A 23300-nucleotide genomic window follows, 5' to 3' on the forward strand; every position below is an offset into this window, starting at 1 on the left:
AAATTTAAGTCTATATTTATTATAAACCAAAAAATCTTATGAAAGTTACAAATAAGGAGAAAATAATGGCTAAATCAATAATGATTCAAGGTACAATGTCTAATGCAGGAAAAAGCATTGTAGCAGCTGCATTATGTAGAATATTTAAGCAAGATGGATATAAGGTAGCACCATTTAAGTCTCAAAACATGGCGCTTAATTCATATATAACAAGTGAAGGCCTTGAAATGGGTAGAGCTCAAGTTGTTCAAGCTGAAGCTGCAGGGATTGAACCATCTGTACTTATGAACCCAATTCTTTTAAAGCCTACAAACGATACAGGATCACAGGTAATAGTTAACGGTGAAGTTCTAGGAAATATGAGTGCAGTAGATTACTTTAAGAAAAAGAAGGAACTTATTCCCCATATAATGAAGGCATATGAAAAACTAGATAATGAGTATGACATTATAGTACTTGAGGGGGCAGGAAGTCCAGCTGAGATAAACCTAAAAAGTGAAGACATCGTTAATATGGGTATGGCAAAGCTAGCTAAGGCCCCTGTACTTTTAGTTGGAGATATTGATCGTGGAGGAGTTTTTGCATCACTTGCTGGAACTCTAATGCTTCTTGAAGAGGACGAAAGAAACATGGTTAAGGGAATCATAGTTAATAAGTTCAGAGGAGATAAAGCTATACTTCAGCCAGGGCTTGATATGATAGAGAACATAACTAAGGTTAAGGTAGCTGGAACTATTCCATACATGAATGTAGACATTGATGATGAGGACAGTTTATCTGATAGATTTCACAGAAGTGATATAAAGGGCCTTGTAGACATAGCGGTAATTCGTCTTCCTAGAATATCTAACTTCACAGATTTTACTCCACTTGAGTATATTCCAGGTGTTAATTTGCGTTACGTAAAAAGTACCCGTGAACTTAAAAACCCTGACATGATAATAATCCCAGGAACAAAGAATACAATGGGAGATTTATTATGGCTTCGTCAAAGTGGTCTTGAAGCAGCGATACTAAAGCATGCATCAAGTGGAAAGGTTGTTTTCGGGGTATGCGGTGGCTATCAAATGCTAGGTGAAGTGCTTTCTGACCCACATGGTGTTGAAGATGGTGGAGAGATGAAGGGAATGGGGCTTTTACCTATAAGAACAGTGTTTGAGCAAAGCAAAACAAGAACACAGGTAAATGGAGAGTTTAATAAGGTAACAGGTCCCCTTGAAGGTCTTGCTGGAGTAGCATTTGAAGGTTATGAAATCCATATGGGAAAATCCTATCCATTAGGTGATGCGTTGCATTTAACAACAATTAGACAAAGGGACAATGAAGCTGAGGAAGGTAACTTTAAGGATAATATATATGGAAGCTATGTTCACGGGATATTTGATAAGGAAGAGGTAACAAAGGCTATAGCAATTTGTTTATTTAGGAATAAGGGCCTTGATTATAGTGAAGTTGATTCAATAGATATTAAGGAATATAAGGAAAAGCAGTATGACCTACTTGCTGACTACGTTAGAGAAAGCCTTGATATGGAGTACATTTATAAGATTCTAGATGAGGGGATGTAATGGAAAGACAGGGGCTTGTTCACATTTACTGTGGAGATGGAAAAGGAAAAACAACAGCATCAATTGGATTAATCATAAGAGCACTAGGCTCTGGTATGAAGGTAGTCTTTCTTCAGTTTCTTAAAAACTCACCTACAAGTGAACTGAATATATTAAGTTATTTAGATAACTTAACTATTTTAAGGGGAAAGCAGGGAAATGTATTTTCATTTTCTATGACAGATGAAGAAAAGAGACTATCAACTGAAATTCATAACAATAATCTTAAAAGAGCTATAGAAATTGCAATGTCACTACAGTGTGATATGTTAGTTCTCGATGAGGTAATAGGTGCATATAACAGGAATTTAGTAGACAAGGATATGCTATTAGAGTTTTTAGACCGTAAGCCAAGTACCTTAGAAGTAGTACTAACAGGAAGAGGGCCAGATGCTAATCTTACAGATAGAGCAGACTATATATCTGAGATAAAGAAGATTAAGCATCCATTTGACATGGGAATTAGTGCAAGAGTTGGAATAGAAAGATAGGTGAATTATAAATGAAGATAGAAATCGAAAATATTCTTCCAATGGATATAGAGAAAAGAAGTTTTGAAATAATAACAGATGAGCTAGGGGAGGTTAAGCTTGACCCAAAACATGAGCCAATAATTAAAAGAGCTATACATACCGCAGCTGACTTTGAGTATGTAAATAATCTATACTTTTCTGAAGGTGCAGTAGATAAGGCTATAACTGCTATAAAAAATGGAGCTACGATTATTACAGATACTCAAATGGTTAAAGCAGGAGTTAACAAAAAGGTTGTGGCGAAGTTCGGCGGTGAAGTTATTTGTTTTATGTGCGACGATGATGTAGCCAAGGAAGCTAAGGAGAGAGGGGTTACCCGTGCTATTGTTAGTATGGAAAGAGCATCTAAAATAGATAGGCCATTAATATTTGCTATAGGTAATGCTCCAACAGCACTAATTAAGCTATATGAAATGATAGAAAGTGGACTGTTAAAACCAGAGCTTGTAATTGGAGTTCCAGTAGGCTTCGTTAACGTTGTTGAATCTAAGGAACTTATAATAGAATCTAATGTAACCTCAATAGTAGCAAGAGGAAGAAAAGGTGGTAGCAATATAGCAGCAGCTATTTGCAATGCACTTCTTTATATGGCAAGTGAGGGAGAAAGAGAATAATATATTTAAGGTACTACATAGATGAAGCTATATAGTACCTTTTTTTATTTAGGTTAAGTTTTAATATTATTAAAATAAATGGAAGGAACCTATAGAATGATATCGAACTATTATTTATAGTAGTTAGTTGTAATATCCTTAATAGTACATGTATATAATATCATGAAAACTCTTTAGCAATTTAATAAGCAGAATTATTAAAAGAAAATAATTAAAAAGTAGAGCTTAAGGGGGAATAATATGAATTTTTTCAAAAACTTAAAGGTATCAACTAAATTAATAATAGACTTTACTTTGATAATAGGTTTATTGATACTCATTGGAATAAACGGAATCTATAGTATAAATCAAATGAATAATGGAATTAAAAAACTATATAATGAAAACACTCAAGGGATAGCATCTATATCTATAATCGATAAAAACTTTTCAAAGGTTGAAAACATCCTAAACTTAATGAGTGTAACAACTGATCAAAATAAGATTAGCACCTATAAGAAACAAATACAGGACTTTAGAGCTGAAAATAATGAACAATTAGAAAGATACAAATCCTCAATAACAGGGGAAGAGGATAAAGCTCTTTTAGCTAACTTTGAAGATAGACTTAAAATATATAGAGGTGAGGTTGATAAGTATATAGAATATGCAGCCCTTGCTAGCACTATAAATGAAAGTAAATTTCAACCTGTAAAAGAAGAACAGGAAAAGATAGGAAAAGTAATAGAAAACATAAGAGAGACAAATGAAAAATGGGCTAAAAACACAATGGAAACTAGTGCAGAAACCTTTAGTGGAACATTTAAGTTTATTGTAGGATTTATTATTATTGCTATTATAATATCCGCTATAAGAGCCTTTGCATCTATAAGAAATATAACGAATCCCTTAAACAAAACAAAGAAATTCGCAAATAGGTTATCAGAATATGATTTCTCTGTTCCCCTAGATATAAATAAGCAGGATGAATTTGGAGAAGTGGCATCCGCATTAAATAGGGCACAGGAAAATGTATCTAACTTAGTAAGAAGTATAGCAACAAGTACAGAAAGCATAGCATCATCAAGTGAGGAGCTTTCAGCTACTGTAGAAGAAATGGCTTCAAAGTTCCAGCTTATAAACGAGAGAACAGTGGAAATTAGTAATATAGTACAGGAAACTAGCAGTTCAGCACAGCAAATAGCAGCTTCGTCAGAGGAAGTGGATTCAAGTGTATCTATACTTGCAGGTAAAGCAACAGATGGAAGTAGTAATTCAGTTGAAATAAAGGAAAGAGCATATAAAACTAAAATAGATAGTGAAAAAGCCTATGAAAATACAAGTAAACTTTATACTGAGGTAGAAAAAAATATTAAAAATGATATTGAAAGAGGAAAAGTAGTAGAGGAAATAAGGAGTATGGCTGATACTATAGCTTCTATTTCAGATCAAATAAATCTATTGGCACTTAATGCAGCAATCGAAGCTGCAAGAGCTGGAGAGTCTGGACGTGGATTTGCAGTTGTTGCAGATGAGGTTAGAAAACTTGCTGAACAGTCAGCAGAAGAGGTTATAAGTGTTAAGTCAACTATAGAAGAAGTTCAAGAAGCATTTAGAAGTTTATCAAGTAATAGTAATGAACTATTAGGATTTATGAATGAAAAGGTTGCCCCAGAATTTGAAAAATTCACAAGTGTTGGAGAGAGATATGAAAATGATGGAGAATTTATAAGTAGTATGAGTGAGGATTTAGCTGCAATGAGTCAGGAGATTTCAGCAACTATAAATCAAGTAAGTGATGCCATTCAAAGTCTTGCTGAATCCACACTAAAGTCATCTGAAAACATAGGGGAAATACAAGAAGGTATTAATGAGTCAAATACTGCTATGGAACAGGTTGCATTAGCAGCACAGGGACAAGCAGAGCTTGCACAAAATCTAAGTGATATGATTTCAAGATTTAAGGTATAAGTAGATTCCCTGAAGTTGCAATATGAGAAATTAATATCATCTGAATCATAATATATAAAAATAAGGGACTGTCTCAAAATGATTTTAAAAGTTGTTTTGCAGGTAGTCCCTTTTGTTATTACTAATATATGAATAAAATCATATAATCCCTAAGTTTAATAGGAATATTGTGGTAATTACCTGTATATAATGCTATGTGAAAACTTAGAGATTATAAATAAAATATAAAGAATGTAAGGAGGTTCTCATAGTAAAGGTTTCTATGTAGAGAATTTTAAGGGGATGTTAAGTGGGAGTTTAGGGGGGAATATTATGAATGTTTTTAGGAATTTAAAAGTGTCGACGAAGTTAATACTTAGCTTTAGTATTATAATACTACTATTGCTATTTACAGGGATACAAGGTATGTATAACATAAATAAAACAAACAATTTTGTTAAAAGATTATATAAGGATAATACAGTTGGAATATCATCCATATCTATAATAGATAAGAACTTTTCAGAGATTAAATATAATCTAGCCTTAATTAATACAGCTACAGATGTAGGAAAAATAAATGGATATAGAAGTGAAATTGAGAGATTAAGGTCGCAAAATAATGAGCAGTTAGAAAGATATAAAACCTCCATAACAGGAGAAGAGGATAAGGCTCTTATTGCAAACTTCGAAGAGAATTTAAAAACATATAGAGCATCTGTTGATGAGTATATGGGGTATGCAGCAAGTCTTAACATAAAGGAAGCTAGTAGTAGATTTCCATCTATAATAGATGCTCAAATGAATATGGAGAAAATAATAGACGGGATAAGGGACACCAATGATAACTGGGCAAAAATTTCAATGGAAAATAGTGCAGCCACATTTAACACTTCAAGTAAGCTTGTTATAGCATCTATTATAATGGCAATAATAGCATCAGCTATACTTGCCTATAGTTCAATGAAAAACATAACAAAACCATTAGGAAGAACTAAGGAACTTGCTAATAGGTTAGCAGTTTATGACTTTTCGATACCAATAGAGGTTGATAATAAAGATGAGTTTGGAGAAGTAGCTAGTGCATTAAATAAAGCACAGGAAAATGTATCAAGTCTAGTGAAAAACATAGCTTTAAGTACAGAAAGCATAGCATCATCAAGTGAAGAATTATCAGCAACAATTCAGGAAATGGCTTCAAAGTTTCACATAATCAATGAAAGAACAGTAGAAATAAATAATGTAGTCCAAGAAACAAGTAGTGCAGCACAGCAAATAGCAGCCTCTACAGAGGAAGTAGACTCAAGTGTAACTGTACTTGCAGGAAAGGCTACAGATGGAAGTAGTAATTCAATAGATATAAAAGAAAGAGCATATAAAACGAAAAAGGACAGTGAAGAGGCTTTTAAAGACGCGAATAATGTTTATATAGAAGTAGAAAAGGAAATCCTAAAGGATATTGAAAGAGGAAAAGTAGTTGAGGAGATAAGAAGTATGGCGGACACTATAGCTTCTGTATCTGAGCAGATTAACCTATTGGCCCTTAACGCAGCAATTGAAGCCGCAAGAGCAGGGGAGAGTGGGCGTGGCTTTGCGGTTGTTGCAAATGAGGTTAAAAAGCTTGCAGAACAGTCAGCGGCGGAGGTTGTAAATGTAAAGTCAACTATAGAGGAAGTCCAAGAAGCCTTTAGAAGCCTATCTAATAATAGTAATGATCTTCTAAAATTTATGAGTGATAAGGTAAGTCCGCAATTTGAAAAATTCGTAAGCCTTGGGGACAAATATGAAAGTGACGGTGATTTTGTAAGTAGCATGAGTGAGGACCTTGCTGCAATGAGTGAAGAGATTTCAGCAACTATAAATCAGGTAAGTGATGCTATACAAAATCTAGCTGAAATGACTCAAAGGTCATCAGAGAATCTAGGGGAAATTCAAGAGGGTATTGATGAATCAACCACTGCGATAGAGCAGGTTGCATCAACAGCCCAGGGACAAGCAGAACTTGCACATAACTTAAGTGAGATGATTTTAAGATTTAAAGTATAAAGTAAAAGCTACCAGCAGAAATGCTGGTAGCTTTTATAGTTATAGGGTGTAATTAATAGGAAACGCTTTATATATAATGTTATAATTAGATAACAAATTTTGTAAAAGGAGGCGCATATGAAGTTAGATAGAAGAAATTCTTAGATGATATTAAAAAAAGGGCTAAAGGCATATGGTATATGTATTTGGTTGTTACAATTGTTACTTTTGTCATATACCCATTTAACTTAAATATTTATAATGATGTTGAGAGTATTTTGTATGTTGTAGGAATAGTAGCATTTGTGGTTTATATTTCTATTATACTTTTAGTAAAGTCTACTATAAATGAGTGTAAAGAATAGGAGGATAAAAATGTTAGGTAAGGAAGAAATGCTTTATGAAGCAATAAATATAGCGAGTACGAAACACAGGGGACAAAAGGATAAAGGGGGAAGCCCATATATTCTTCACCCTCTAGCAGTAATGAATAGTGTAAGGACAATAGATGAAAAGATAGTAGCTATTCTTCATGATATAATTGAGGATACTGATGTTACAAAGGAAGATTTATATGCTATCTTTGATAAGGATATAGTTGAAGCTGTAGATACTATAAGTAAGAAAAAGGGACAAAGATATGAAGAGTACATAGAGCTTATTAAGAATAATAAGCTAGCTAGAAAGGTGAAGATAGCAGATTATAAGCATAACTTAGATATTTCAAGACTTAATAGAGAATGCACAGATGAGGATTTAAAAAGGGTTAATAAGTATGTAAAATACATGATATATCTAAACTCAGATCATAAGGAAGACTTTGATGTTGTATGTCCAAGATGTGCATCTAGGAATAATTACTCCATAGAAGGAAATCAAGAGCTTCATGTTAAGTGTAGTAGATGTGAGTACATTACTGAGATAGAGGAGTAAGGGGAGATGATAATGGACCTTTTTCAAATAGGGGCCTTAGGATCAATATTTATATTTTATTTAGCATACTTTATAAAGCAAGTTATGCTAAGAAGAAAAGGTATATCAACTAATAGATTAGCTAAGGGAGACAAGAAAGCTAAGACATTTTATATTGAATTATGTTTAATTATAGTGACATACTTAACTGCTGCAATTCAGCTTTGTAGTATAATTTTTCAAAGGTATTTAGTAATTATGATAAACTCTAGTTATATTAGAGCTTTAGGTATTTTTATTGCCTTTAGTGGAGTAGTATTTTTCATTATGGCACTTATAGTTATGAGGGACAGCTGGAGGGCAGGTATAGATAATACACAAACAACTAAGTTAATAAGTAGTGGTGTTTATAAGCTAAGTAGGAATCCTGCTTTTGTGGGATTTGATCTTTTATACATAGGTATAGCACTATCTTTTTCAAATATATTTAACGTAATAATCTCATTAATAGCAGTAATAACACTTCATCTTCAAATCTTAGAAGAGGAAAAGTATTTGCCTACTGTATTTGGAGATGAATATGAAAGATATAAAAGGAGCACAAATAGATATTTTATGTTTTAGTTTTAAGTAGAAATTAAACTTAGGTGTAAGATTTGGTTTTACATAAGAAAAGAGTACAAAGGGGAATTAGAGAAAATGCATATAGATATGATAGATAAACAGGAAGCGAGTATAGATAACATTCAATGGATTAAGCAGCATAAGGTTTCGGATATATTAACTGCATCTAGTGGAGTGAATTATAGTTTTAGTGACACTAGATATGTAGCTACTAATGAAACAGAAGAACAGTTAATTGAGGAAGAAATTGCTGAAGAAAGTGAATTAAGTGACAAGGAGATTTTTGATTTATATAAAAAAGGAGCTGCAGATGGCGACCCTGATTCTATGAATAGTATAGGATGGATGTATAATTACGGCGAAGGGGTAGAGATTGACCTTGATGAAGCTATTAAGTGGTATAAAATGGCCTCAGATAAGGGACATGCAGAGGCTACATATAATATAGGTATGATATATGATAGTGCTGAAGGAGATAAGAGAAACATGGAGGAGGCACTTAAATGGTATAAAAAGGCTGCCGGCATGGGAAGTATTGATTCTATGTATAGTATAGCATATACCTATGAACAGGGGGATGGTATAAAAAAAGACTATCAAGAAGCTTTAAAGTGGTATAAAAGAGCTTCACAAGCAGGTGACCCAGATGCTACATATGCAATAGGAATAATGTACGAAAAGGGAGAAGGTGTAAAGAAAAACTATGCAGAGGCGCTTAAGTGGTATAGGAAGGCAGCGGAGGAAGGAAGCTCAGATGCTATATACAACTTAGGAGTTATTTATGAATTCGGAAAAGGCGTAGATGTTAACTTAAAAGAAGCATTTAAGTGGTATAGGAAGGCCGCAGAGGAAGGGTATGTAGATGCTATGAATAGCATAGCCGCTATGTATCATGATGGAAAAGGAGTAAAGTTAGACTATAAAGAGTCACAAAAGTGGTATGAACTTTCAATAGAAAATGGAAGTCCAGAGGCTACAGTTAGACTGGCAGATATGTACTATAGGGGAGAAGGTGTGAGACTAGACTACAAAAAAGCCTTTGATATGTTTAGTGAGGCAGCAAGAAATGGAGAACCAGAGGCTATGTTTAAGTTATCTCTTATGTATATGGATGGACAAGGCGTAAAGGCAAATGATAAAGAGTCATTTAGATGGTTTTTAAAGGGTATTGTTGAAGGTACAAAGTACATATATAGAATGGCAGTAGAAGATATATAGAGTATGTATTAAAATTATTAAAATGCAAATAATAGTATTAAGTTTTTAGCAAGTAATTAGTACTTAGGAGAGTTATTTATGTGGAGAGAATTTAAGAAGTTTGCATTTAAAGATAATGTTATTAGTTTAGCTATAGGGGTTATTATAGGTGGAGCATTTGGAAAGATTGTAACTTCACTTGTTAATGACCTTTTTATGCCTGTTTTTGGTTATATTACAGCAGGTGTAGATTTTAAGGATTTAAAGTTTGTTTTAAGTCCAGCTTTATATGGGATTAATGGCTCGCTAGTAAAGCCTGAGTCTGCTATTATGTACGGAAGATTCATTCAAAATGTAGTTGATTTTTTAGTTGTATCATTTTGTATTTTCTTATTTGTTTATATAACTAATAAGATAATGGAAAGAGATTGTATTGAGAATATGACAGCGAATAATGGAGGTAAAACTGATAAGGTTGAAGACCTTTTAGTGGAGATTAGGGACCTTTTAAAGAATCAAGAAAATAATAAGTAAATTAATGCTACCGACCGTATTAATAGTTGGTAGCATTTTCTTATATTAAACTATTGTTTAGAACCACTTTTGCTTTTTAAAGTAGATAATGGAAACTCCAACTACCACAAGGCTTAAAATTATAACAAATGGATATCCATACACCCAATTAAACTCTGGCATTTTTAAGTTCATTCCATACCATGCAGCAATTAGGCTTAGTGGTAGGAATATAGCTGTAATAACAGTGAATATCTTCATAATTTTATTTAGGCTAATATCTACCTGTGCTTGGTAAGCTTCCCTTACCTGAGTTATGTACTCCCTTAAGTTAAGGGTCTTCTGGCTTAACCTATCAATACGATTAGAAAAAATCTTAAAGTACCTTAAAATATTCTTACTTAGAAGGTTATTTTCGTTTTCTTGTAGTCCATCTAGCACTGTATAAAACTGCTCATAGTAGCTTTTTAGAATCATAATTTTTCTACGTATAACTATGATTTCCTTAATATAATCCTCTGAACCGCCTTCTAGTAACTCATCCTCTAGAGAAGATATTCTTTCTTCAATGTCACCTAGTATATCAGAATCATAAAGGGTAAGCTGCTTAAGTATATAGTATAGTGTTTTTTCAAGTGTGATTTCTTCATCGGATTCAGTAATATATTCAGTAATAATTCCTAGAATCTTCTCATCATCACAAAACAGCAACATCTTTCCCTTATCTAAATAAATAAGTATTCTATTCTTAAAGATGGTAACATCATTTTTATTTATTACATTAAGAAAAATTAAGTCAAATCCCTCATGACTTTCAAACTTTCCCTGTTTTGATACTTTAAACTCATCTATTATACTTTTCCTTATAGAAAACTTTTGAAATACCTTTTCTAGTTTTTTAGTTGTAAATACACCAATGTAATTAGAATCCTTATCCTTAAATTGGTTTAATTCTATTGCTTCAGAACTAGAGCCATTAATCTTATAAAGCAATTTTTCTACCTCCTTTGTATTTTATAGTACTTTTTAAATATACTACATTTATTCCTAAATGTTAAAACTAAAAAGCTACCAACGAATAGTTGGTAGCTTAAAAACTCTTTTATTTAGAAAAGAACTTAATTATTCCATTTGCTATACCATTTGCAGCCTTAAGCTGAAAGTCTTCATCCTTTAACTTGGCTTCTTCATTTGGATTATTAATAAAAGCAAGTTCTACTAATGCAGCTGGCATAGTCGTATTATCAAGTACTGCTAAGTCATTAGGTTTTGCACCCCTATCACGTAGCCCTATAGATTTAACTAATTCTTTTTGTATTAAGGTTGCAAGTTCCTTATCTTTACTTGATTTTTTTGTGCTATAAAAAGTTTCTGTTCCACTTCCAGGAACACCATCGGTACTATTGCAATGAATTGAAACAAAAATATCAGCACCATTTGTATTTGCAAGGTTTGCCCTATACCTTAATGACTCATTTTTGTTTAAGCTATTCCAGTTAACATTTTCATTATCATCCCTTGTGTAAAGAATTTCATATCCATTTGATTCTAAGATAGGTCCAAGCTTTAAAGCAACACTTAAAACTATATCTCTTTCATTAGTACCGCTTGAGGATAAGCTACCTGGGTCTTTTCCACCATGACCTGGGTCTATAACTATTTTCTTTTTAACAGGTTCTGGTTTTGTTGCATTTATCTCTAGTTTCTTAAAGTCTTCGTATACATCATTTTTTACACTGGACCTTTTAGACCAAATAAGAACCTTGTTTTTACCCTCTTCAAGTGGAGTATTAAGCTCAAGTGTAGTCACCTCGCCACTTTTTATATCATTTATATAATTAGAGGCATCAATCCACTTATCCTTATTCTTTGAGTACAAGAAGGCCTTGTAGCTTATATTGCTTCCATCTCCTGATTCGCCTTTAATACTTATCTTTGCCTTAGATCCTATGGTAAATTTATCTCCCTCAGCTTTTACATCTAAAATCTTAGATGCATTTTTATCAACAGGTACATCAACTATGTAATTCGTAGATGAATCATAGCCACTTGAAGTCATTGGTGGAAGTCCATCTTTTTTAATCCATACTCTAAATGTATTTTTACCTGGCTTAAGTGGAGAGGTTGTTTTTATAGTTGTAGGCTTACTTGGTTCTGTACCCTTTGTATATCCATTTGAAACATCCTCGAATACTTCTTTACTTTCTGAGTATAAAAGCACCTTATATTGTACCTTTACATTTCCGCTTGACTTTACTGTTACTGAAGGTATTTGTCCTAGTTTAATTTCTTTTTTGTCTATACTTACACTTGTAACCTTAGGAATGAAATTATTATCAGCTACTTTAACTTTATAGCTTAAGGCACTGTCATAGCCCCCCTTATTAAGAGGCTTTTTTCCTGCCCTTTTTACCCATACACTGAAAATATTATCACCTTGGTGTAGTGGAGTTTTTAGTTTAATTGAGTAAGGTTTAGTACCTGATACAGCCTTAGTATATCCTCCAGATACATTTTGCCAAGTTTTCTTAGCTGGAATATATTTATAAACGCTATACTGTACAGAAGAATATCCCTTAGAAGTTAACTTAAGAGTTGGATATAAACCTACTCTAGGAGACTTGTCTACTATTTGAGCTCCTGTTATTTTAGGATATGATGCTGCATGTACATCTTGAGCCGGATTTACTAGTCCTAAAACATTTAATACAAAAGTAAATAGTAAGACAAATGGTATTATGATTTTTGTTCTAACTCTTTTAATTTTGCACACCCCTTTTAATTTAAATTTACAAATAATGTTAAGTGATATATACATGATACCATAAAAATCCATATTATATTACCTTAGTTATTTAAATTATAAATATATTAATTAGGGCTTAGCTTAGCATTTATTATGAGTCTATGAGTAGCTACTCTTACAGGGGTACAGGTTATAAGAGTCATTGTTGCATTCTTTGTAGAATTTAACACCTCCACCTGTTCAGGAAGAACTATCTTTTTATTATAAACAATGTACTTATATGTTCCATTTGTTGTTTTTACTATTATTTCATCCCCGACTTCAAGCTCGTCTAGTCTATTAAAGTATTCACCATAGGTATAGTTTCTATGACCAGCAACACAAAAATTACCCTTTTCTCCTGGCATTGCTGTGTCTTTAAAATGTCCTATAGCATACTTTAAAGTGGATGAGTCGGTTCCCTCACCAATTGTTACTTTTAGATCTATTTTATTTATTATCAATATCCCTATTGTGCCGGATTTATATTTATCAACACCTGAAGATGTTTTGTTAGGATGTTTTTGGTGATTTTCTATTTGTTTCTCATAGTATTTGGTTAAGTGATTTTGTTTATTTAATGACCATAACTTAGCTAAGATAGCATATGAAATCATAATAATACCTATACTAATAAGTATCAAACTAAACAATTTCAATCTTTTCAATAGTTTATCCTCCTGATTTAGGGTATAGTTCTAATAATTCTAATCACTTGAAGGATATATGTCAATATGGAATATAATTGCTACTTTTTACAAAATAATACTGTAAGATAATTGTCACATCTTTGTGAGAGAATGACTATATATTTTAAAGTAAAGTAGGAGAATGTAATATTCAATGAAGAGTCTATTAAGATTATTTATAGTTTTAGGAATGGTATTTGTTTTATTAGTTATATTAAACTACGAATCAGTATACTCACATAAAGGTATAGAAGCAAAAAAAGGTAAAATGGATCTTACTAATTGGGATTTTGGAAGAGACGGAATAATAAGACTTGATGGTGAGTGGGAAGTATACGAAGGTAGACTGTTAACACCTAAGGACTTTAAAGGAATAGGGAACTTAAAGCCACTACCAACAGGGTACGTAAAGCTAACCTTATCACCTATTCATAATGAAGAAGGTTTTAATCTAAGTCCTAAGGGAGTAAGAACCTACAGGTTAAATATTACCCTTAAAAACACTAAGGATATTTTGGGGTTAAAAGTAGAAAACATAAAAATGAGTAATAGGGTATTTATAAATAGCAAATTAGAAGGACAAAGTGGAAACCCTGCATTTAAGGATAAAGGTTACAAGCCTAATACTGCTCCATATAGTACCTATTTTGCTATAGATGGAAACAAACTTCAAATAATCTTGCAGGTAGCCAATTTTGATTATCCCTTTCAAGGATATTTATACAAGTTGCATTTAGGATTACAAGAACATATTTCCTTAGTTACAACCACTAAGATTTCATTAGAAATGGCTGTAACTATATGTGCATTTTTCTTTAGTATTTACTATTTAAGTATATATTCTATGAGTAAGAAGGATAAGAGTTATCTCTACTGGGGAATTAATATTATTACGATTATGATAGCTTTGTTCGTCTCAGGCCAAATGATACTAGTAGAGCTACTTCCTAGAATACCTTTTTATGCCTTCATTAAACTGAAACAGCTTGCTTATATGCTACGTATATTATCGCTAATTGGGATTGTAAATCAGATAAATAAAAATATTATAAGAAAAAATGAGTTAAAGGCTGTTAAGATTATTGGAATTTCTTATATAACTGTAGTTTTAATTACAAGTTACTCTATAAGTGTTTATATAGACTCAGTTATTTACATACCTATGATTTGTTTTTTAATTATACTAACTACACGATTAGCAACTGATATATTTAAAAACAAAAAAGAAGCCTTAGATAGAAAGGAAAGTACACTATTTGTTCACTGTATGATTTCTATAATAATCAATGCAATAAATAATCAACTTTATTCATTTAACTTGGTCTATAGTAGGCTTATAGGATCTAGTGCATTAGGCTTTTTTATGATATATATGGCTTATATTTTATCCAATAGATATTTTTTAGCATATAGAAATATGGAAAGCATGGCAGACAGGCTTATGCAGATGGACATAATAAAGGATGAATTTATCACAAAAACATCCTATGAACTTAAGGCACCTTTATATGGGATAGTTAAAATTTCAGAAACAATTATAAGAGAGAATAGGGAACTATTAGATAACTCAGATTTCAACAAAATAATAATGCTAAGAAGTATGGCACTTAGGTTATCTGGAATTGTTAATAATACTTTGGATGTAACTCTTCTAAGAAATAATCAACTTAAGCTTAGTATATCATTTGTTGATATTATGGTTTGTGCAAACATAGTTGTAGAAGGATTTAAATACATAACCCAAAAAAAAGATATAGAAATAACAAACAATATAAGAGAATCTGTAATGGTTAAGGGGGATAAAAACAAAATAGGTCAAGTACTTTTCAACCTTATTAATAATGCTGTAGAAAATATGGATAAGGGGAAAATTGAAATAAACATTAAAAAACAAGGCAGTAGGGTATCTATATCAGTTGAAGATACAGGGTTTGGTATTTCATTAGAAAAGATAGAAAAGGTATTTAGGCCATATGAGTATGAAGGTTCAGAGGAAAGAAGTTTTGGACTCTATATTAGTAGACAGCTAGTAGAACTTATGGAGGGAGAACTGTATTTAGATTGGACAGAAGTAAATGTAGGAAGTAGATTTATATTTTCCCTACCATATACAGATAAAAAGAGTAATTTAGAGTCTAAAATAAGTGAAATAGATAATTATAATATTAAACCATTAACAGGCATCTTAGAAAAAGAAAACATAGCTGGAGAGAGAAATACTATTTTAATAGTAGAGGATGAGATGGAAAATATTATGGTGGCCCTTAGCATTTTAAGAAATGAAGATTACAATGTTTTAATTGCTTCCTCTAAGGATGATGCTATGAGAAAAGTTGCAGAAAACAATATTGACTTAGTAATTTTAGATTTAATTATCCCAGGAGCATCAGGAATAGACATATGTAAGGAAATGAGAAAAGTATACACATTAATAGAGATGCCAATACTAATATCTACACTTAAAAACACAAATTATGATTTAAACTTAGCTTTAAGAGCAGGTGCAAATGACTTTATAACAAAACCATTTGAAGAAAAGGAAATGATTGCGAGAGTAAAGACATTAATTAACTTGAAAAAATCCATGGAAGAGGCAGTTAAAAATGAATTGGCTTTTTTACAGGCTCAGATAAAACCTCACTTTTTATATAATTCATTAACCGCTATTATATCCTTTTGCTATACCGATGGAGAGAGGGCAGCTAAGTTACTTACCCATTTTAGCAAGTATTTAAGATTTACATTTGATATGGACAATAAAGCTATGTATACAATACTGAGAAAGGAACTTGAAGCAGTAGATGCATATGTGGAGATTAAAAAAGCACGGTTAGGAGAAAAAATAAAAATAGAATATGATATTCAACCGGATATGATGGATGAAAAGATTCCTTCTTTATACATACAGCCTCTAGTAGAAAATGCAATAAACCATGGGCTTTATGAAAAGGAAGATGGAGGAACAGTATCCGTATCTGTTAGAAGAATAGAAGGAAGAGTTTTTATTCAGGTTAAAGATGATGGGGTTGGTATGACTAAGGAGAAACTTAAGGAGCTTAATAGCATGGACTATAATAACTCTGGAGTAGGACTTTCGAACATAAGAAAAAGGGCCAGAAGGCTTAATGAAGCTGATATGATTATTCACAGTATTGAGGGAAAAGGCACTACAATAACTATAATTTTTAGATATTTGTAGTTAGGATCTTTTCGGGAGGAAGTTTGAATGAGGACCATAATTATTGATGATGAAAAACCTATATTAGACCTTATGAAAATAATGATTAGCAAAAATAAGAATTTAGAAATAGTAGGTGAATTTACTAGTTCTAAAGAGGCCCTAGTAGAAATACAAAGACTTATGCCAGATGTTATTTTTGTTGATATTGAAATGCCTTATATGAATGGTATAGAGTTTGCAGAGAAGGTAGAGAAGTTAAATCAAGATATTCAAATAGTTTTTATAACCGCATATGAAAACTATGCAATTGATGCATTTAAAGTTAATGCAGTAAATTATATTTTAAAACCAATTAATGAGGAGGACATAGATACAACTGTATCTAGACTACTTAAAAATAGAGGCTTAAATACTTCAAATGAGGTATTAGCTGAAAGCAACAAAATATACTGTCTCGGACATTTTAAGGTATATGGAAAAGATGGATGTGAAATAGAAAAGTGGTATACATCTAAGGTGCAAGAAGCCTTTGCATATTTTATATATAAGGGTGGAGAGGGAGTAGATAAATGGCAGCTATGTGAGGTTCTGTGGGAGGACTCTCCACCGAAGAAAGCAGAAAGTAATCTACATAGCACTATATATAGACTGAAAAGGGTTTTAAAAAATGCTGCAATAGAAAATAAGGTAATTAATCAAGGTGGAAAATACAAAATGGATTTTACAGGGTTTAGTTGTGACTTATGGGAGTTCCTAAGCTTTATGAAGAAAAACCCAAGAGTTAATGGTGAAGGCATTGAAAATTATAAGAAAATAATAGATCTATATAATGGGTCTCTATTTGGTAGTAAGGATTATGTATGGGCTGTAGAATTAAATGAGAAGATAAATAGATATTATAGCTATGGAGTTAAGAATATAGCCAATTACTATATTGATATGGAAAATTACAATGAAGCCTATGAATATCTAAGAAAGTTAATTGAAGTAAATCCATTTGATGAGGATGCACATGAGCTAATAATAAGGGTTCACTTCCTTATTGGAGATAGGATTGGATTAATTTCTCACTATACTAAAATGGTTGAGATATTTGAAAAAGAGCTAGATATACCTATTAAGGAATCTACTAGAAAACTTTATAGAGAAATGCTGGGGAAGCTATAGTTAAACAAGGGGTTGATGCAAACTTAATTTGCATCAACCCATTAATCTTTAGTAAGAATATTGTAAGTTATATGATAGTTATTTGTTAGAGAGGTTTATTATCATCTAATTAGCCGAGAAAAATTGACAAAAGACTAAAAGAAAGGAGTGAGAGTATGATTAAACAAAAAAGGCTAGTATCTCTAATAATAGCTAGCATATTTATCCTACAGGTAATAGGAATGAATTTTCCTATTACTGAAGTAAAAGCACTGAGTAATGATATTACCAGTAAGTTTCAGTTTATAACTGGAGTAAAATTAAAAGATGGGAATGGAAATGACCTATCCAGTGTTAATGGTGTAGACATAAATTCAAAAGTTCGTATAGAATATGGCTTTGAACTCCCAGATGATGTTGAGATTAGTAGTGGAGATTATTATAAAATGTCCTTACCGAAGGAGATTAAAATCGTATCTACAATATCCAAGGGCATTTATAATGGGAGTGATAAAGTAGCTGACCTATATGTTGGTACCGATGGGGAAATAAAAATAACATTTACAGATTACGTAGAGAACCATTTAGGTATAGCTGGAGGTTTTTATGTTGAATGTGGTTTTGATGAAAGCAGTATACCAGAGAAGAACCCAGTAGAAATATATTTTGATATTCAAGGAGATTCAGATCCAATTAAAATAATTATAAATTTTAATGAGCCTGAATATGATCCAATTACTGTTCTAAAGTCTGGAGAATATATTTCTAGTTCAAAAGAAATAGAATGGAAGATTATAGTGAATCCTAAAAAATCTATGATTTATGCAAATGATGTATTTGCAGATAATATTCCAAAGGGACAAGAATATGTAGAGGGATCAGCAAGAATTGATAACGGGGCAGATATTTCAGGATTTTCATATGAGAAATCTTCAGATGGAGTAAAAACAGGGACTTTAAAATATAAGTTTACTGAAAATACTAAGAATACCTATACCATTTCATTTAAAACTAAACCAGACCTAAATATGGCACAGCATATAAATAAGGCGACAGTGATGAATGGAGATAATCTAATAGCTTCAAATGAAGCAAGGGTTAATATTCAAGTAGGAGAAGTTGTCACATCTATTAAAAAGTTAGGAAAGTATGATGAGATAAATAAAAAAATTGACTGGCAGATAATTGTAAATGAAAATAACCAATCAATTCAAAATGCGATTGTTACTGACACAATCCCAAAGGGATTAGCCTTAGATAAGGAAAGTGTAAAATTAAATGGTGTGTCTATACAAGAAGGGAAATATACCTATATAGATAATAAAATTATCTATAATTTTGAAGGTACTATTACAGATAAACAAGTAATTACCTTTTCCACCTATGTAGACCCTAGTTACTATTATACAAATAAAATTTATAATTTTGTAAATACTGCAAAATTAAATGGTGACAATATACCTGAAGTTACAGTTTCATCTAATGTGGTTCAAGTTGTAGCCAGTGTTATCTCAAAGTATGGAGTTTATGATGAAGACAAAAAAGAGATAACATGGTTTATAAAAGTTAATAGTAAAAGTGCAGAGTTAAATAATCCTAAAGTTATAGATAAAATACCTGTAGGACTAGATTATATACAAGGTTCAGCATATATAAGTAAAAATGGTAGTACCGATAAAAAGTACGATGGTTTTGAATATAATTCTGATAAAAATGAATTAACCTATCAATTTCAAGAATCAATTCGTGAAGTATATACAATCGTATTTAAAACAAAGGTACAAGAAAAATATTATTATACTAACGCCACAGTAACATTTAAGAATTTAGCTGGTATAGAGATTAATGGTTTGTATACTGAATATCCAAGCTCATATATGTTTGATAGTAATTTAATTAAAAAGTCTGCAAATTATACGCAGGGGAATGATTATATTGACTGGACTATAAATATTAATAGTAATGCTATACCAGTTGATAGCCCAACTATAGAAGATAAGCTACAAGATGGACTTGAACTTCAAACAGATACTGTAACACTTAATAAGTTAGTTAAAGATAGTAGTGGGAATATTACAAAGGAAAATATACCTATATCTGAAGGGAGCATTATTTATGATATAAAAACAGGAGTATTTCAGTTTAAGTTTTCAGGAGAAAAAATTGATAGTACATATGAGTTAAACTTTAGAACAAGTGTTACGAAACCTGGAGAGTACAGTAATACTGCTTCATTTAAAGGTAAAGGTGTAGATGAGAGTTCAACAGTTAATAAGGTTGGTGTTTCATACTCTGATGGAGGAGGATGGGCAACTGGAACAACTGCTAAAATAAAGATTATAAAAGTGGACTCCGAGGATAACTCAAAGAAGCTAAAAGGAGCAGTATTCGAGCTGCTAGATCAGTATAAAAACCCTATAAAGATGTCCATGCCTACAGGGGATGATGGAGTAGTAATTTTTGATAAGGTTAAGTATAGATTAGCTCACTATATCAGAGAAGTTACTCCACCAGAAGGATATGAAAAAAGCGATATGCTTTATGAATATAAGCCACAAAGCGAATCAACTGGGAAAGATATAGAATATGTAGTTGAAAACGGGAAGGCAAAAATAAGAGGTAATATAGAAATAATCAAAGTAGATCCAAGTGGAAATGTTCTTGAAGGTGCAGAGTTTAAGATCTACAAGAAAAGTGACACATCATTTAGTAATCCTATAGATACTAAGATTAGTGATGTAAATGGGCTTGTAAGATTTGAGAATATTGAATCTGGGGAATATATTGTTAAAGAAACCAATGCTCCTATAGGATATTTTCTTTCAACTGAAGTTAGGTTTGTAAGTATAGATGTAAATGGAGAAACAATAAAACTTGGCACTTTTGTAAATAAAGAAGGTATTCCGTTACCTAGTATTGATGGAGAGATAAAACTTAAAAAGATTAATGAAGAAGGAACTCCATTAGAAGGAGTAGAGTTCTCCTTAATAGATGAAAAAGGTAATATAGTAAAAACTGGTTTAACAGATGCTAATGGATTACTAGAATTTAAAGACTTAGAATATGGTAAATATACTGTAAAGGAAACTAAGTCACTTGTTGGATACAATACTTCTAGTGAAGTATTTAATGTAGAACTAAGTGGAAGCAGTAAAATCCATGATATAGGAACAGTAACAAATACCAAGATTAAAGGTAATATTCAAATCAATAAGGTAGATGAAAGCTCAAATCCACTTGAAGGTGCAGAATTCACTTTATTTGATATTAATGAAAAGGCTATAAAAAATAGCGTAGCAGATGCAAATGGTTATGTAAAATTTGAGAATATCGAATATGGAGAATACAATATAAAAGAAACAAAGGCACCAACAGGATATGAAATTTCAGATAAGATTATACCTGTAAGTATTAAGGAAAATGGAAAAACAATTGAGCTAGGAGAGTTTGTAAACAATAAGATTCCGAAGGACGGAATAATAAAACTTAAAAAGATTAATGAAGAAGGAACTCCATTAGAAGGAGTAGAGTTCTCCTTAATAGATGAAAAAGGTAACATAGTAAAAAATAGTTTAACAGATGCTAATGGATTACTAGAATTTAAAGACTTAGAATATGGTAAATATACTGTAAAGGAAACTAAGCCACTTGTTGGATATAATACTTCTAGTGAAGTATTTAATGTAGAGCTAAGTGGAAGTAGTAAAATCCATGATATAGGAACAGTAACAAATACCAAAATCAAAGGTAATATTCAAATCAATAAGGTAGATGAAAGCTCAAATCCACTTGAAGGTGCAGAATTCACTTTATTTGATATTAATGAAAAGGCTATAAAAAATAGCGTAGCAGATGCAAATGGTTATGTAAAATTTGAGAATATTGAATATGGAGACTACAATATAAAAGAAACAAAGGCACCAACAGGGTATGAAATTTCAGATAAGATTATACCTGTAAGTATTAAGGAAAATGGAAAAATAATTGAGCTAGGAGAGTTTGTAAACGATAAAATTGATTCCACTAATAATGATACTGAAATTCTTGATGATGATGGAATAATAAAACTTAAAAAGCTTAATGAAGAAGGAACTCCATTAGAAGGAGTAGAGTTCTCTTTAATAGATGAAAATGGACAAGTAGTTAGAACATTAACAACAGATGCTAATGGATTACTGGAATTTAAAGAATTAGAATATGGTAAATATACTGTAAAGGAAACTAAACCACTTGTTGGATACAAAATATGTACTGAAAGTTTTAACGCTAATCTAAGTGAAACCCAAAAAACCCTTGATATTGGAACAATTATAAACACTAAGATAAAGGGGAGTATCGAGTTTGTAAAGATAGGTGAAGGTTCAGACTTAAATGGACTTAAAGGAGCAGAGTTTACTCTTTATGCAAAAAATGATAGTACATATTCAACTTCAGTTGCTACAGCAATTAGTGATGATAATGGACGAGTACACTTTAAAAACATAGAGTATGGGGAATATAGAATTAAAGAAACAAAAGCTCCATCAGGATATAATCTTTCAAGTGAGGTTATACCTGTAAGCATCAAGGTAGATAAAGAAACAGTAGTACTTAGTAAGTTTGTTAACAATAAAATTACTTCGAATAATAACGGTAGTGGAAGTAGCAATAATTCTGGAGATAATGATGATGGGATAATAAAGCTTAAAAAGATTGGTGAAGATAATACTCCACTTAAGGGAGTAGAGTTTGCGCTATTAGATGAAAACCAAAAGATAATAAAAACAGGCCTAACAGATATTAATGGATTACTAGAGTTTAAGGGATTAAGGTACGGTAAGTATACAGTTAAGGAAACCAGGGCACTTGATGGGTATAAGATAAATAATATAAGTTTTATATCAAAGCTAGATAGTGTCAATAGAATTTATGATATTGGAACAATTATTAATACTAAAATCAAAGGGGATGTTCAAATAAATAAGGTAGATGAAAATTTAAAGCCTTTAAAAGGTGCAGAATTTACTTTATTTGATAGTAATGGACAAAGTATTAAGTCTAAGATATCAGGTTCCAATGGAATAATAATATTTGAAAACCTAGTTTATGGAGAGTATGTAATTAAAGAAACAAAATCACCTAAGGGTTATGCTATTAACAAGAATCCTATAAATGTTTCTATAAAAACATCTGAAACTCAGGTCTTTACTGTAGAGAACAAAGTTGATAAGAATGCTGAGGAAGAAGATAAAGATGAGGTGAAACCAGGGGATGAGGATAGCGATAATACTAATGGGGACAAAGAAGATAATGGAGAAATAAAGCCAGAGGATGAAGGTAAAGATAGTACTGATGCTGATAAAGAAGATAATGGACAAATAAAACCAGGGGATGAAAATACAGATAGCAATGCTGAAAAAATCAAGGGTAAAATACCACAAACAGGATTTGCCTTAGACACAGTTGTTTTATTAGTGGCAGGAGTAGTGTCAGTTATCATAGGAGCTATTATGCTAATTACAAGATATATTTTCTATAGACAATAAAGTAAAAAGAACCTAGATTA

At 31.7% G+C, this 23300-nt stretch carries 15 protein-coding genes; 12 read left to right on the plus strand and 3 right to left on the minus strand.

Annotated elements, in window-relative coordinates; translation table 11 throughout:
• Window positions 1-65 precede the first annotated feature (65 nt).
• The 9 genes from CLCY_RS07480 (at window position 66) to mscL (ending at window position 9975) form a co-directional block, all read left to right on the plus strand.
• Window positions 66-1568: a cobyric acid synthase gene (locus CLCY_RS07480; RefSeq protein WP_048570500.1), complete on the plus strand. Its 1503-nt coding sequence runs from the start codon at window positions 66-68 to the stop codon at window positions 1566-1568.
• Window positions 1568-2098 carry a cob(I)yrinic acid a,c-diamide adenosyltransferase gene (locus CLCY_RS07485; RefSeq protein WP_048570501.1) on the plus strand — a complete coding sequence of 177 codons (531 nt, stop codon included), beginning with the start codon at window positions 1568-1570 and terminating at the stop codon, window positions 2096-2098. Before CLCY_RS07480 ends, CLCY_RS07485 begins: the two co-directional genes overlap by 1 nt.
• An 11-nt stretch (window positions 2099-2109) precedes the next feature.
• Window positions 2110-2754 (plus strand): precorrin-8X methylmutase, encoded by a 645-nt coding sequence (locus tag CLCY_RS07490; protein WP_048570502.1) that lies wholly within the window; start codon window positions 2110-2112, stop codon window positions 2752-2754.
• A 240-nt stretch (window positions 2755-2994) separates the two neighbouring features.
• Window positions 2995-4704 carry a methyl-accepting chemotaxis protein gene (locus CLCY_RS07495; RefSeq protein WP_048570503.1) on the plus strand — a complete coding sequence of 570 codons (1710 nt, stop codon included), beginning with the start codon at window positions 2995-2997 and terminating at the stop codon, window positions 4702-4704.
• A 312-nt stretch (window positions 4705-5016) separates the two neighbouring features.
• Window positions 5017-6729: a methyl-accepting chemotaxis protein gene (locus CLCY_RS07500; protein ID WP_048570504.1), complete on the plus strand. Its 1713-nt coding sequence runs from the start codon at window positions 5017-5019 to the stop codon at window positions 6727-6729.
• A gap of 354 nt (window positions 6730-7083) precedes the next feature.
• On the plus strand, window positions 7084-7641 hold the full coding sequence (locus CLCY_RS07505) for an HD domain-containing protein (RefSeq protein ID WP_200899970.1): 558 nt from the start codon (window positions 7084-7086) through the stop codon (window positions 7639-7641).
• A 12-nt stretch (window positions 7642-7653) separates the two neighbouring features.
• On the plus strand, window positions 7654-8244 hold the full coding sequence (locus CLCY_RS07510) for a methyltransferase family protein (protein ID WP_048570505.1): 591 nt from the start codon (window positions 7654-7656) through the stop codon (window positions 8242-8244).
• Between the two features lie 75 nt (window positions 8245-8319).
• On the plus strand, window positions 8320-9462 hold the full coding sequence (locus CLCY_RS07515; protein WP_048570506.1) for an SEL1-like repeat protein: 1143 nt from the start codon (window positions 8320-8322) through the stop codon (window positions 9460-9462).
• A 78-nt stretch (window positions 9463-9540) separates the two neighbouring features.
• Window positions 9541-9975, plus strand: coding sequence for a large-conductance mechanosensitive channel protein MscL (gene mscL, locus CLCY_RS07520; RefSeq protein ID WP_048570507.1), 435 nt, complete (start codon window positions 9541-9543; stop codon window positions 9973-9975).
• Between the two features lie 57 nt (window positions 9976-10032).
• Here the strand turns inward: mscL and CLCY_RS07525 are convergent, their stop codons facing one another.
• The 3 genes from CLCY_RS07525 to CLCY_RS07535 all read right to left on the minus strand — a co-directional run bounded on the left by CLCY_RS07525 (window position 10033) and on the right by CLCY_RS07535 (window position 13407).
• A complete protein-coding gene (locus CLCY_RS07525) occupies window positions 10033-10947 on the minus strand; it encodes a magnesium transporter CorA family protein (protein ID WP_048570508.1) in 915 nt (304 codons plus the stop codon).
• A gap of 109 nt (window positions 10948-11056) precedes the next feature.
• A complete protein-coding gene (locus CLCY_RS13350; protein ID WP_053083288.1) occupies window positions 11057-12790 on the minus strand; it encodes an N-acetylmuramoyl-L-alanine amidase family protein in 1734 nt (577 codons plus the stop codon).
• Between the two features lie 35 nt (window positions 12791-12825).
• A complete protein-coding gene (locus CLCY_RS07535) occupies window positions 12826-13407 on the minus strand; it encodes a class D sortase (protein ID WP_048570509.1) in 582 nt (193 codons plus the stop codon).
• A 175-nt stretch (window positions 13408-13582) separates the two neighbouring features.
• On the opposite strand from CLCY_RS07535, the gene CLCY_RS07540 reads away from it, so the two are divergent.
• The 3 genes from CLCY_RS07540 (at window position 13583) to CLCY_RS07550 (ending at window position 23280) form a co-directional block, all read left to right on the plus strand.
• Complete coding sequence (locus CLCY_RS07540; RefSeq protein WP_048570510.1) at window positions 13583-16627, plus strand: ATP-binding protein; 3045 nt, start codon at window positions 13583-13585, stop codon at window positions 16625-16627.
• 27 nt (window positions 16628-16654) lie between these two features.
• Entirely contained in the window at window positions 16655-17776 is a 1122-nt protein-coding gene (locus CLCY_RS07545) for a response regulator (protein ID WP_048570511.1), read from the plus strand.
• Between the two features lie 155 nt (window positions 17777-17931).
• On the plus strand, window positions 17932-23280 hold the full coding sequence (locus CLCY_RS07550) for a SpaA isopeptide-forming pilin-related protein (protein ID WP_048570512.1): 5349 nt from the start codon (window positions 17932-17934) through the stop codon (window positions 23278-23280).
• Window positions 23281-23300: the final 20 nt, after the last annotated feature.

The organism is Clostridium cylindrosporum DSM 605, from assembly GCF_001047375.1.
GTDB classification, from domain to species: Bacteria; Bacillota; Clostridia; order Clostridiales; family Caloramatoraceae; genus Clostridium_AB; species Clostridium_AB cylindrosporum.